We start from the raw sequence: 12,614 nt of genomic DNA, 5'->3' as shown, positions 1-12,614 counted from the left end.
TTAGATTTTGAAAGTAGCAAAAAAAAGTCAGATGTAACCATCTGACTTTTAATTTTTATAAGATTGTCCCTACTAATCACGGCCACCAAATACTTGCATAGCCCAGTACAATAAGGAAGCCAAAGCGCCAATAGCAGCTACCAAATAGGTACGCGCAGCCCATTTTAAGGCATCTTCAGAACCTGCATACTCCTCAGGTGTAAGCATATGTTTGTTTTTCAACCATGCCAAAGCTCTGTTACTGGCATCATATTCTACCGGAAGGGTAATAAAGCTAAATAGCGTTGCAGCTCCCATAAATACCAAGCCCAATATGGCTATCCAAAAGCCCATACCAACACCGGCCGCGGCCCCTAATACCAAGCCTCCAATCACCAACCATTGCGACATGCCCGAAGTGACACTTACCACTGGCACCAAAGCCGAACGCATTTGCAAGGCTTTATATGCCTGAGCATGCTGTACCGCATGTCCACATTCGTGGGCTGCCACAGCAGCAGCAGCGGCATTACGTTGACTGTACACCGCTTCACTCAGGTTCACCGTTTTATTCTTTGGATTGTAATGATCTGTCAACTGTCCTCTAGTAGAAATCACCTGCACATCTGTAATGCCATTATCGGCCAACATTTTTTCGGCAATTTCCTTTCCACTCATGCCATTTCTTAAATGAACTTTTGAGTAAAGTTTAAATTTCTGTTTTAATTGATTACTTACCAACCAGCTTACCAGTGCAATCCCACCAATAAGTAAGTAATACCCCATATATCCGCCCATAGTTTTTGAGTTTAAAATTTGTTGTATAAAGATAACAAAAAGCAGGCCATTTTATGGTAAGGAAATTTTGTCAGTTACTCACATAATCTGACGGCCATCCAAAGGATTCCGCGATTCCATCATATACAATTTCACCTTTGACAATGTTCAATCCTTTAGACAATGAAGCATCTTGTTTACAGGCCTCTTCCCAGCCCATATCTGCCAATTTCAACACATAGGGCAAGGTGACATTGGTCAGTGCCATTGTAGAAGTATAAGGTACTGCTCCCGGCATATTGGCGACACAATAATGGACAATATCATCAATGATAAACGTAGGATTCTCATGAGTGGTCGGTTTGGTGGTTTCTATACAACCGCCTTGATCAACCGCCACATCAATTAATACCGTCCCTGGACGCATCTCCTTCAACATGTCCCTTGTAATCAATTTAGGTGCCTTCCCTCCTTTTATCAAGACCCCTCCAATAATCAAATCATGGGTTTTGATGTGTTTTTTAATATTGTAGACACTTGAAAATTCTGTCACCACATGATTGGGCATGATGTCATTTACATAGCGCAAACGTTTCATATTAATGTCCATAATGGTAACATGGGCTCCCAAACCTGCCGCCATTTTAGCAGCCTGTACTCCAACAACACCTGCTCCCAACACCAACACTTTTCCTGGAGGTACACCAGGGACGCCGCCCAGCAACACTCCTCTACCTTTAATCGGTTTTTCCAAATACTTTGCGCCCTGCTGAATGGCCATTCTTCCGGCAACTTCAGACATTGGAGTCAATAATGGTAAACTGCCATCTTCATCTTCCACGGTTTCATAGGCAATACACACCGCTTCACTTTTCAGCATGGCCAAAGTGAGTGGTTCACTGGAAGCAAAATGGAAATAAGTAAACACAATTTGATTAGGTTTCACTAAAGGATATTCCGAAGCTATAGGCTCCTTAACCTTTACAATCATATCGCTTGACGCATACACTTCTTCAATGGTATCCAAGATAATGGCACCCACTTCCAAATAATCTTCATCAAAAAATCCACTTCCTTCGCCGGCAGTGGATTGCACATAAACAGTATGGTTTCTATTGATTAATTCAAACACACCGGCGGGGGTCATGCCCACCCTACTTTCGTTGTTTTTAATTTCTTTTGGAACGCCAATTTTCATGGTATCGAAGGTTTTAAGGTTATGATGGACTTAAAGATACAAGGAATCTACGAAAGCATATAAATGAAAATCAGGTTTTTGGGATTTTTATAGAATCCTCAAAAAGTGGATTCTATTTAAAGGATTTTTTAATTGAAAAGGAATGCCATTTTTATCAGTTCGTCATTTCGAGTGATTGGTTGGGATACCAATCACAAACAATTGTATCGAGAAAAAGAACTGAAACTAGTAAATGTTCTCGATACAAAATTCTTTTCAAGAATTTCACTCGAACTGACGATTGGGATACTATTAAAAAAAAGAGGCTCCGATACGAAATCGAAGCCTCTCAACTATATCACATTAGACCAATTAGCCTACAATGTTCACAATCTTTCCAGGTACAATAATAACCTTTTTAGGGGTACGACCTTGCAACTGCTCTTGGGTTTTTTCATGAGCCATCACCGTTTTCTCGATGTCCTCTTTACTCATATCCAAAGGCAGCTCCAAAGTAAAACGCATTTTACCATTGAAGGAAATAGGGTAGTTTTTACTGCTTTCCACCAAGTGCTTTTCATCAAACACAGGGAAGGCTGCGGTAGAAATACTTCCTTCATTTCCTAACTGGCTCCAAAGTTCCTCAGCAATATGCGGTGCATAAGGAGAAATCAACACCAATAACGGTTCCAACACTGCTTTGCTGGTACATTTTTGGGCAGTCAACTCATTCACGGCAATCATAAAAGTAGACACGGATGTGTTGAATGAGAAATTCTCAATATCCTCTTCTACCTTTTTAATAGTTTTATGAAGGGTCTTTAAGTTGTCTTTGGTGGCTTCGCTATCGGTTACTTTTAGGGCATCGTTCTCAAAGAACAATTTCCAAAGTTTCTTTAGGAAACCGTGCACGCCTGTAATTCCTGCCGTATTCCAAGGTTTGGCCTGCTCCAATGGCCCTAGGAACATTTCATACAAACGCAAACTGTCCGCTCCATACTCTTCACAAATGTTATCTGGATTCACAACGTTGTATTTGGATTTGGACATTTTTTCAACCTCGCGGCCTACTTTATATACCCCATCTTCCAATACAAACTCTGCGTCCTTAAATTCCTCTCTCCAATTTTTGAATGCTTCTACATCCAATTCATCTGAAGCATTTACAAAAGATACATCCGCGTGGATTGGACTTGTAGCTCCCAAAACTACAGTGTATTGTTCAAAATTTAGGTACTCTTTGTCTTCTGGTGCAACAAAATCTACAAATGCTTGAACAAGCATTTTAGAATAAGCCTCCTGAACATCAAAATTATTCAAAATACCTTCCTTAGAAACACCTCGTAAACTAGAGAATCTCTTTAAGTTAAGTAATGAATCTGACAAATACACTTGAGCATTTAGTTCAACTGTCTTCACAAATTCATCTGCTAAAGGAGTAAATTCCTTTCCAGGATTGGCATATACTTTATTTTTCGTGTGAATATTTAATTGAGATACTCTTCTTACAAAAGCCGAAGTCCCCAAAATCATTCCTTGGTTGATCAACTTTTTAAATGGTTCTTCAACCCCTACATACCCACGATCCTTAAGGAACTTGGTCCAAAAACGGGCATATAGCAAGTGCCCTGTGGCGTGCTCACTTCCTCCAATATATAGATCGACGTTTTCCCAGTATTTCAAAGCCTCTTCGCTTGCAAAGGCTTCACCGCGTTTGGCCGCTTCTTCCATATAACGGAAGAAATACCAAGAACTCCCAGCCCATCCCGGCATGGTGTTCAATTCCAAAGGAAATACCGTTGTGTTGTTTATATTATCATTGCTAACCACTGTGTTGGTTTCGGTACACCAGGCCCAAACATCGGCACGGCCCAATGGCGGCTCCCCTGTTTCGGTTGGCAAGTACTTTTCAACTTCCGGCAAGGTGATTGGCAAATGTGCCTGATCAATCATTTGTGGCATGCCATTCACATAATATACTGGGAACGGCTCACCCCAATAACGCTGACGGCTAAATACCGCATCGCGCAAACGGTAATTGGTTTTTCCATTACCTTGACCAAGGGCCTCCAATTGTTCGATGACCTTTTTGGTAGCGTCCTTATAATTCAATCCGTTTAGGAAATCGCTGTTGGCAATAATGGTGGCTTCCTTATCGGCAAAAGCTTCTTCAGAAATATCTACACCTTCAAAAATATTAGGAATCTCGATATTGAAATGCTTCGCAAAATCATAATCGCGCTGATCTCCACAAGGCACGGCCATTACCGCTCCTGTTCCGTAGCTGGCCAATACATAATCGCCAATCCAGATTGGAACAGGCTCTTTACTGAACGGGTGCTCTGCATAAGCCCCGGTAAACACTCCAGAAATGGTCTTTACATCCGCCATACGCTCACGTTCACTACGCTTTGCAGTGGCTTCAATGTAGTTGTTCACCGCTTCTTTTTGATCATCGGTTACGATTTTTGATACCAAGTCGTGCTCTGGTGCCAAGGTCATAAAGCTCACCCCGAAAATGGTGTCAGGACGTGTAGTGAACACTTCAATTACCTCATCATGACCATTCACATTAAAGGTGACGCTAGCTCCAACCGACTTCCCAATCCAGTTGCGTTGACTTTCTTTTAGCGAATCCGTCCAATCAATAGTTTCCAAACCTTGCAGCAAACGCTCTGCAAAGGCAGAAATACGCATGCTCCATTGGGTCATTTTTTTACGTACTACAGGATGCCCGCCACGTTCGGATACACCATTTACAATTTCATCATTTGCCAAAACCGTTCCCAAAGCAGGACACCAGTTAACTTCGGTTTCTGCCAAATAGGTCAAACGGTATTGCAAAAGGATTTCCTGTTGTTTTTCAGAAGAGAATTGATTCCATTCTTCTGCTGAAAACGCTTCTATAGTATCATCGCATGCCGCATTAATATTTGCGTTCCCTTCCGTAGCAAATTTTGCCACTAGGGTATCTACATGCTCTGCTTTGTTATTGTCATAATTGTACCAAGACTCAAACAATTGGATAAAGATCCATTGTGTCCATTTGTAATATTCTGGATTGCTGGTACGCACTTCACGAGACCAATCGAATGAAAAACCAATTTTATCCAACTGCCTTCTATAGGTCGCAATATTGGTTTCGGTAGTGATGGCAGGATGCTGTCCTGTTTGGATGGCGTACTGTTCTGCCGGCAAACCAAAGCTATCGTACCCTTGTGGGTGCAATACATTAAACCCTTTATGGCGCTTGTAACGCGCATAAATATCGGAAGCAATATATCCCAGTGGGTGCCCAACATGCAGACCCGCACCACTTGGGTAAGGGAACATATCCAATACGTAGTATTTGGGTTTATCGCTGTTGTTTTCGGCTTTAAAGGTTTGGTTCTTTGCCCAGTAGTCTTGCCACTTTTTCTCAATTGTATTGAAGTTGTATGTCATACCTATAATATTCTATTTTTAGTTCCCCATTCATTTTCTTTACTCACTCATAACATTTTTGGTGTTCGTGAATGCTTCCGCATTTGCTTGTCCAAAGAAAACGAATCAAAAGAAAGGACACTTTTGCGAGGAATTTTTCCCAATGTCAAACAGACATTGAAAAAAACCTTGTCAAAACTTCGTGTTCCGCTTTGCTTCACTACATTCGAAGTTTTGCCAACACATTCTGCGCAAAAGGTTTCGATGCTCTGCATCGATTTGGTTTTAAAAGCGCAAATTTAAGGTTTATTAGTAAGACTGTAAAAGGATGACGAATCAAAAAACAGGTTGCATCAGTTTTCCCGAATACAATATCCAAATCATGGAAAGTATGGCCGATATATTCATGGCAACCCCAAACAAAGTCATTTGTGAAACAGAATATGGTTTGGATTTGAAGAAGATGAAAATATCCAAAAACAACCAACAGGAAAAGCCCCCTAAAAACCCCGCCAAAACATAATCTTGAAACCAGAAAAAAAGAATGGCGGTTTCAATAATGAGCAACAAAAGCATTAACAACTTAGTGTTTTTTCTACCGATTAAAGTGGCTGTTGTTCTCTTTCCCGCTTCAATATCGGGTTCAATATCCATAATTTCTCCTGCAATATGCGCCTGAAATGCAAACAAACACAAATACATTATCGTTTGCCAAGGTACCATATTGAGTTCGTTGAGAAACACACTAAAATAAGCCGTAACCACATATCCTACCTGAATAAAAATCTCAAAAGGCGGACGCTCCTTAATTCTAAAGGGTTTAAAATTATAGATGATGTTCACCAACACCATAAACAGCAAAAGCAAAAACATTTTCCACCCTGCCTGATAACTAAAGAATATGATAAAAGGTACAGTGACCAATGCAATCCTTAAAGGTACTTTTGACAAATGACTTTGGGAACTTTTGGCTCCAAAAAGAAAATTACCCTTTCTGGCATTCACCGCATCTGCCTTCACATCGTTGTAATCATTCAGTCCATATACTAAGTAATTGAGTGGAAATGTAAGAAAGCATAAGCCTATCCAAAAGTTGGCTTCTACCCAAAAGTGGCTTTCCAAACTAAATGGCACCAAATAAATCCAGATGGTTGGAAACCATAACCCAGGGCGGGAAATTTTTAAATCTTGTAAAAAGTTTATGTTGATAGATTTTAGGTTACTGCCGCACTAAAATATAGCATTTATAACAATGTTGAAAGTTTAAACGTTGTAAACCTAAGGGGTATAGAATTCTTTTATATTTTTACGTCGCTAACAACATTACATATGAGCTCTTCTTTTGACAGATACCAAAAGCGCAAGTTAATTTCATCCTATTTTTCAGTGGTCATCAGTATTGCACTGGTACTGTTTTTATTAGGTTGTTTGGGCCTTTTGGTGTTGAATGCCAAAAAGGTGGCAGACCACTTTAAAGAGCAGGTGGTATTGACTATTTATTTGAACGATTCTGCCAAGGAAGTGGAGGTGAACCAACTTGAAAAGAGCCTTTCCATGGCCGATTATACCAAATCCATTACCTATGTTTCCAAAGAAGAAGCTGCCGAACTCATGAAAGCAGAGACCGGTGAGGACTTTATGGATTTTGTGGGCTACAACCCTTTGCAGAACTCCATCGACGTATACCTAAAGGCCGATTATGTTACCAACGCGACCTTAGACGAGATTACCGAAGAATTGTCTACCAAAGCTTTTATTGAAGAAATCCGTTACGACAACGACTTGGTAGAGCTCATGAACGACAACGTAAAGAAAATCACCTTTTGGGTATTGGTCATTAGCGGACTGTTTACCCTTATTGCGGTATTATTAATCAACAGTTCTATTAGGTTGGCCGTGTACTCCAAGCGTTTTATCATCAAGACCATGCAAATGGTTGGGGCTACCAAACGTTTTATTAGAAGACCTTTTGTGTTGAAAAATGTACAGTTGGGCATTATTGGCTCTATCGTTGCTCTGGCAGGAATGGCCGTAGTGTTGCATTACCTTAACAAGACGTTCCCTGAACTAGGTCTTTTAGGGCAACCGGTATTGATTGCCGCCTTGTTTGCAGCCGTATTCTTTATGGGAATTTTAATTACTTGGATCAGTACTTTTATTGCTACCCAACGTTTCTTGAACCTGAAAACAGACCAGTTGTATTATTAAACAACTTAAGGCCGAACACCACACATTATGCATTGTACCCTTTGTGACAGCCAGCTCAACCAAAAGGCCGATGCCTATTATTTTATCTGCCCTACCTGTGGCGCCTATGTAATGGACAAGGCCCACTACTTTACGGCCGAACAAGAAAAGGCCCATTACGAGTCCCACAACAATGATGTCAACGACCTTGGCTACCAAACTTTCACAGCACCTATTACCAATGCCATATTGGAAGCTCAAACACCTGAACAATTAGGACTAGACTTTGGCTGTGGCAATGGCCCTGTAATCACCAAAATGCTTCAGGAACAACAGTATCAAGTACACTTGTTCGATCCTTATTTTTATCCTGACCCAGCTTACAAAAATCACCGTTACGATTATATTTTTAGCTGTGAAGTCTTTGAACACTTCTACAATCCCAAGCAAGAAATTGCCCAATTGCTAGCCCTTTTACAACCCGAAGGCCGTTTGTATATCATGACGCATTTGTACCAAGGCCATCCGGATTTCGACACTTGGTATTATCGCAAGGATGCCACCCATGTATTTATCTATACAGAACAAACCATGAGGTATATTGCAGAAAAATTCAACTTGGTTATTGAGAGTTTAGGGGAACGAATGACGGTGTTTCGGAAACTATCCTAAAGTATTAAAATACTATCTAAGATATATAAGTTCAGTCTAACAAAACCCTTTCTTATATAACCCAACCTTCCCCTCCAAATTTACAGCTCCTTAACGCGAAAGTTTTAAATAAAACCGTTACTTTGCACTTGCCTAAACTGCCTAGCAGTAGTAAGGCCGTTGCCCAGGTTGTTGGCAATGCAATTTGTTTCAAAGAATTTTACAGCATATGGGAGCACAAAAGCAAAAAGAAACCAACAAACAAGACTTTCTTTTCGGGAAGAAAAACTACCAGTTCATGCTTATTGGCTTGGCCTGTATTGCCCTTGGATTTATTTTAATGTCTGGAGGCGGTAGTGACGACCCTAATGTATTCAACCCCGAAATTTTTAATTTCAGACGCATCCGAGTGGCTCCTACCCTAGTGCTTATTGGCTTTGCAATAGAGATCTATGCTATCTTGCTCAATCCGCATAAAGCGCCAAAATCCAACAACTAGTTGAGGCCTTCGCCGTTCTGTTTGACATCCCATTATTGATATTTATACCGCATGGACATTATCGACGCCATCATCCTTGGAATCGTACAAGGGCTTACCGAATTTTTACCCGTATCTTCTAGTGGCCATCTCGAGTTGGGAAAAGCCATTTTGGGAGACAGTTCCATTCCTCAAGAAAGTTTAATGTTTACCGTGGTATTGCATTTTGCAACAGCCCTAAGTACTATTGTCGTGTTTAGAAAGGATATTTTGAGCCTATTGGAGGGTATTTTCAAGTTCCAATGGAATGAAGACTTGCAGTTTGCTTCCAAGATTGCCCTTTCTATGATTCCCGCTGTAATCATCGGGGTGTTTTTTGAATCGGAGCTAGAAGAACTTTTTGGCGGTAACATCCTTTTGGTTGGCTGCATGCTATTGGTAACTGCTGCCCTATTGTTTTTGGCAGACCGTGCCAAAAACACCAACAAACCGGTAAGTTTTAGCAATGCCTTTGTTATTGGTATATCGCAGGCCGTTGCCATGTTGCCTGGTATTTCGCGTTCTGGAGCGACTATTTCCACATCGGTACTGTTGGGGAACGACAAAACAAAAGCGGCCCGTTTTTCATTTTTAATGGTAGTGCCCCTTATCTTTGGAAAGATTGCCAAAGATGTCCTTGGCGGTGAATTGAGCTACGAAAGTTCCAACTTCACGGCCCTTAGTATTGGTTTTGTGGCGGCCTTTGTGGCGGGACTTTTTGCCTGTACCTGGATGATTGCCTTGGTGAAGAAAAGCAAACTTTCCTATTTCTCTGTGTACTGTGCCATTGTGGGCCTAATTGCCATTGTGGTAGCCTTAATGTAATTTGATTTTGTGATGATGACTGCTGAAGATTTTAAAGACGGACAAGTATTATTAATAGACAAACCCCTTACCTGGACCTCCTTTCAAGTGGTGAACAAACTGCGTTGGGAAATCAGGCATGCCCATAACATTAAAAAGATAAAGGTAGGCCACGCCGGAACTTTAGACCCTTTGGCCTCTGGGCTTTTGGTGATCTGTACCGGAAAAATGACCAAGCAGATCGACACTTTTCAGGCACAGATAAAGGAATATACCGGTACCATTGTTTTGGGAAGCACCACCCCTTCCTTCGATTTGGAAACCGAAATTGATGCCACCTATCCAACCGACCATATTACCGAAGCCCTAATCCATGAGACCACCAAAAGCTTTCTGGGCGATATCGAGCAATACCCACCTGTATTTTCGGCCATAAAAAAAGACGGAAAACGTTTGTATGAATTTGCCAGAGCTGGTGAAGAGGTAGAAGTAAAACCAAGAACCATTAATATTTCTAAATTTGAAATCACCCGTATTGGGGAGAACGAAGTCGATTTTAGGGTAGTGTGCAGCAAAGGGACTTACATTCGTTCCTTGGCGCACGATTTTGGGAAAGCCTTGAATTCTGGCGGGCACCTGTCGGTTTTGCGCCGTACCAAGATTGGAGATTTTGATGTGGCCAATGCCCTCACCCCGGAAAATTTTATAAAGACCCTAGTTTCGGAATAGTTTTTGTGTAAGGGTTTTCATGAATAATCAACCTCTATGAAACCATACCTTTTTACCCTAACTCTACTTGTAACCGTATCCACTTTTGCACAAGACGGTCTTAAAAACAAAGGCCTTTTCTACAAATTTTCCCTAGCCGCTACCCTTAGGACCAATTCAGACTACGTAGTAACCCGAGACGACGGCAACACCCTTATCCAACTTAACGGGCTATTCATTAACAACTCTTTGGGCTATCAGTTTGACAGGCGTGCCAGTGTGGCCCTAAACGTGGAGTACGACCATTACTTTAAACAGAGTTTCAACTTTATGCCGGTGTATGCCACCTTCCGTTACAATGTACTGGATTTTGACGACCGATTGTTCCTTCGTGCAGGTTATGGTAAACTCTTCGACATGGGCGCACATTTTGAAAACGGCACCATGTACAAGGCCGGTATAGGCATACAGACCTTTGATGCCAATTATAGAAATTCCTGGCTGTTTGGACTGGATTTTAGCCGAAAACGCTTTGGGTATAGACAGGAAGAGAAACTTTCCAGTGTAGCCATTTTCATCGAATTTATGCTCTTTTAATCCATTTTAGTTAAATTAACGTATATATTTATGCACTCAAGTCGCAAATTTGGAATTAATAGAAAAACATAAAGCCTTAATAATCACCACGCTCATTACAGGAATTGTGGTGATGATGCTCTTTAGCTTCCACATAACCAAGCAACAGGCCACCATCTCCGAAAGCTATTATGAAATGGAGCCGCCTACCCCAGAGGAAATCGAAGAACTTAAGGAACTGGAAGCTCTGGAAGAAGCCTTGGGCAAAACTACCAACCAAGCGTACAACGAAGACCAAGAGTTTAAGGACATGATGAAAAACTTCAAGTCCATGAACGCCAACGATTTTGAGAAAACCACCCAACAATTGGAGGAAGCCGCCCCAGACATGGAGGCCAATGATGTAGTGACCTCCAGCAATACCTTTAACGGCTCTGGCGACTATAGTGTAAACCAAGACGAATTGGAACGCTATAAAAAGGCCAAGGACATGTTGGCCATGAAAACGGCCGACAAAAGTGAAAAAAATGCTAATAACAACCCTTTAAGCACCTTGACCTATTCCCTAAAAGGACGCGAACTTTTAAGCAACGAAACCCCGCGTTACCTGTGTGAGGAAAGCGGTAAAATTGTGGTGAATATTACGGTGAACAACACAGGTGAAGTAACCGATGCTTATATTAACAAATCCTCTACCTCAACCAACCAATGCCTTTTGGACCACGCTTTGGAATACGCAAAATCGGCACAGTTTGATAATGGTAATCTCTCAAGCCAATTGGGGTCCATTACTTTTTATTTTAAGGGGAAGTGATCAACAAGGACTTACCATGTAAACAATTATTACATCTGGATTCCTTAAAATTAGTATGAAAAGATATTTTCTACCATTAATCATTCTCACCCTTGGTTGTAATTCTTCTCAAGTAGATGAACTCGAAAAAACTATAGTTGCCTATCAAGATTTACCCACTGAGGTAAAACAACAAATATTCAAGGTTAGTTATATTGAAATAAATGAACCTAAGAGATATGTAAAAAAGACAAAAAAAGAGTTACTTTTCCCATGGATTTATAATGTGATTTTTGAAAGAGTTAATGACGGTAAAGTTTTTAAAACTTCAGGTATAAAAGGAGAGCATGGAAGTACATATGTAATCTATGACGACTTTTTGTATATCCCTAATCACTACAATATTTACCCTTCCGATAGTTTATCCTATTTGTTTACTCGTTTTGATTTAAAGTAAGCCATTTTACAATAAACCATAAGATACCCTCTAAATACTAAGAGATTACCTTACCAATATTTTTCCAAATTTATTTAGAGACCAACTACTTTTTGCCCCCACCTATCCGTCACTTCGAGTGATTGGTCTGCATGGCAATGCAGATCAATAGTATCGAGAAGTGTTTTACAGCCCCTACCCATCCAGCAAACTCAAAATACTCCACCTCCTTAATTAACCACTTGATCTATTATCACTTACGAAAAATATTTCACATTTGCAATAGTGTGACGTCTTATGACCGTTTATGACTACTCTTGACGCTTAATGACTGTCCAACCCATTTTTTTAGGGGGCTTGTTCGAGGATGGTTCGAGGTTTCTTCGAGAATAGCTCGAGGCTATTTGGGCAGGAGGCACCCCTCCCCGAACAAAAGCCAAAGCAAGCCCTAATCACAGTGGGAACAAGGGTTTGGAAACTACATACAAACCTAAAACTGTCTTTCCTTAAAAGCGAAGGTATATTTGTAGCGCTATGATTACAAATTGAAAGTAAAAACGTGAGGGATATGGTGGAAAGGTGTATA

Annotated in this window: 12 protein-coding genes; 8 read left to right on the top strand and 4 right to left on the bottom strand. The window is 40.8% G+C overall.

Annotation, left to right across the window (positions count from 1 at the left end; genetic code table 11):
* Nucleotides 1-72: 72 nt before the first annotated feature.
* The 4 genes from BKM32_RS06025 to BKM32_RS06005 all read right to left on the bottom strand — a co-directional run bounded on the left by BKM32_RS06025 (nt 73) and on the right by BKM32_RS06005 (nt 6,505).
* Nucleotides 73-777, bottom strand: a complete 705-nt coding sequence (locus BKM32_RS06025; RefSeq protein ID WP_371328827.1) for a zinc metallopeptidase — start codon at nt 775-777, stop codon at nt 73-75.
* 70 nt (nt 778-847) lie between these two features.
* Nucleotides 848-1,954, bottom strand: coding sequence for an alanine dehydrogenase (gene ald / locus BKM32_RS06020; protein WP_076662956.1), 1,107 nt, complete (start codon nt 1,952-1,954; stop codon nt 848-850).
* Nucleotides 1,955-2,305: 351 nt separating this feature from the next.
* On the bottom strand, nt 2,306-5,377 hold the full coding sequence (locus tag BKM32_RS06015; protein ID WP_076662955.1) for a leucine--tRNA ligase: 3,072 nt from the start codon (nt 5,375-5,377) through the stop codon (nt 2,306-2,308).
* A 315-nt stretch (nt 5,378-5,692) separates the two neighbouring features.
* Nucleotides 5,693-6,505, bottom strand: a complete 813-nt coding sequence (locus BKM32_RS06005; protein WP_371328828.1) for a UbiA family prenyltransferase — start codon at nt 6,503-6,505, stop codon at nt 5,693-5,695.
* Nucleotides 6,506-6,685: 180 nt separating this feature from the next.
* Here BKM32_RS06005 and BKM32_RS06000 point away from each other — a divergent pair, with 180 nt between their 5' ends.
* The 8 genes from BKM32_RS06000 to BKM32_RS05965 all read left to right on the top strand — a co-directional run bounded on the left by BKM32_RS06000 (nt 6,686) and on the right by BKM32_RS05965 (nt 12,049).
* Nucleotides 6,686-7,564, top strand: a complete 879-nt coding sequence (locus BKM32_RS06000) for an ABC transporter permease (protein WP_076662952.1) — start codon at nt 6,686-6,688, stop codon at nt 7,562-7,564.
* A gap of 27 nt (nt 7,565-7,591) precedes the next feature.
* Nucleotides 7,592-8,215 carry a class I SAM-dependent methyltransferase gene (locus BKM32_RS05995; RefSeq protein WP_076662951.1) on the top strand — a complete coding sequence of 208 codons (624 nt, stop codon included), beginning with the start codon at nt 7,592-7,594 and terminating at the stop codon, nt 8,213-8,215.
* A gap of 208 nt (nt 8,216-8,423) precedes the next feature.
* Nucleotides 8,424-8,693: a DUF3098 domain-containing protein gene (locus BKM32_RS05990; RefSeq protein ID WP_053992742.1), complete on the top strand. Its 270-nt coding sequence runs from the start codon at nt 8,424-8,426 to the stop codon at nt 8,691-8,693.
* A gap of 51 nt (nt 8,694-8,744) precedes the next feature.
* The gene (locus tag BKM32_RS05985; RefSeq protein ID WP_076662950.1) at nt 8,745-9,536 is read left to right on the top strand and encodes an undecaprenyl-diphosphate phosphatase; all 792 of its coding nucleotides are present in this window, start codon (nt 8,745-8,747) and stop codon (nt 9,534-9,536) included.
* Between the two features lie 15 nt (nt 9,537-9,551).
* Complete coding sequence (gene truB / locus BKM32_RS05980; protein ID WP_076662949.1) at nt 9,552-10,244, top strand: tRNA pseudouridine(55) synthase TruB; 693 nt, start codon at nt 9,552-9,554, stop codon at nt 10,242-10,244.
* 36 nt (nt 10,245-10,280) lie between these two features.
* Nucleotides 10,281-10,820, top strand: coding sequence for a hypothetical protein (locus BKM32_RS05975; protein WP_076662948.1), 540 nt, complete (start codon nt 10,281-10,283; stop codon nt 10,818-10,820).
* A gap of 49 nt (nt 10,821-10,869) precedes the next feature.
* Nucleotides 10,870-11,613: an energy transducer TonB gene (locus tag BKM32_RS05970; protein WP_083702102.1), complete on the top strand. Its 744-nt coding sequence runs from the start codon at nt 10,870-10,872 to the stop codon at nt 11,611-11,613.
* Between the two features lie 55 nt (nt 11,614-11,668).
* Nucleotides 11,669-12,049 carry a hypothetical protein gene (locus BKM32_RS05965; RefSeq protein ID WP_076662947.1) on the top strand — a complete coding sequence of 127 codons (381 nt, stop codon included), beginning with the start codon at nt 11,669-11,671 and terminating at the stop codon, nt 12,047-12,049.
* Nucleotides 12,050-12,614 lie beyond the last annotated feature (565 nt).

This window comes from Mangrovimonas sp. DI 80, from assembly GCF_001975575.1.
Taxonomy (GTDB): Bacteria; Bacteroidota; Bacteroidia; order Flavobacteriales; family Flavobacteriaceae; genus Mangrovimonas_A; species Mangrovimonas_A xylaniphaga.
The sequence above is the reverse complement of the archived record's forward strand: the minus strand, read 5'-3'. Positions and strand labels throughout refer to the sequence as shown.

Coding starts and splice junctions, on each gene's coding strand:
- BKM32_RS06025 (WP_371328827.1), bottom strand. CDS start 777: ATGGGCGGATATATGGGGTATTACTTACTTATTGGTGGGATTGCACTG.
- ald (WP_076662956.1), bottom strand. CDS start 1,954: ATGAAAATTGGCGTTCCAAAAGAAATTAAAAACAACGAAAGTAGGGTG.
- BKM32_RS06015 (WP_076662955.1), bottom strand. CDS start 5,377: ATGACATACAACTTCAATACAATTGAGAAAAAGTGGCAAGACTACTGG.
- BKM32_RS06000 (WP_076662952.1), top strand. CDS start 6,686: ATGAGCTCTTCTTTTGACAGATACCAAAAGCGCAAGTTAATTTCATCC.
- BKM32_RS05995 (WP_076662951.1), top strand. CDS start 7,592: ATGCATTGTACCCTTTGTGACAGCCAGCTCAACCAAAAGGCCGATGCC.
- BKM32_RS05990 (WP_053992742.1), top strand. CDS start 8,424: ATGGGAGCACAAAAGCAAAAAGAAACCAACAAACAAGACTTTCTTTTC.
- BKM32_RS05985 (WP_076662950.1), top strand. CDS start 8,745: ATGGACATTATCGACGCCATCATCCTTGGAATCGTACAAGGGCTTACC.
- truB (WP_076662949.1), top strand. CDS start 9,552: ATGACTGCTGAAGATTTTAAAGACGGACAAGTATTATTAATAGACAAA.
- BKM32_RS05975 (WP_076662948.1), top strand. CDS start 10,281: ATGAAACCATACCTTTTTACCCTAACTCTACTTGTAACCGTATCCACT.
- BKM32_RS05965 (WP_076662947.1), top strand. CDS start 11,669: ATGAAAAGATATTTTCTACCATTAATCATTCTCACCCTTGGTTGTAAT.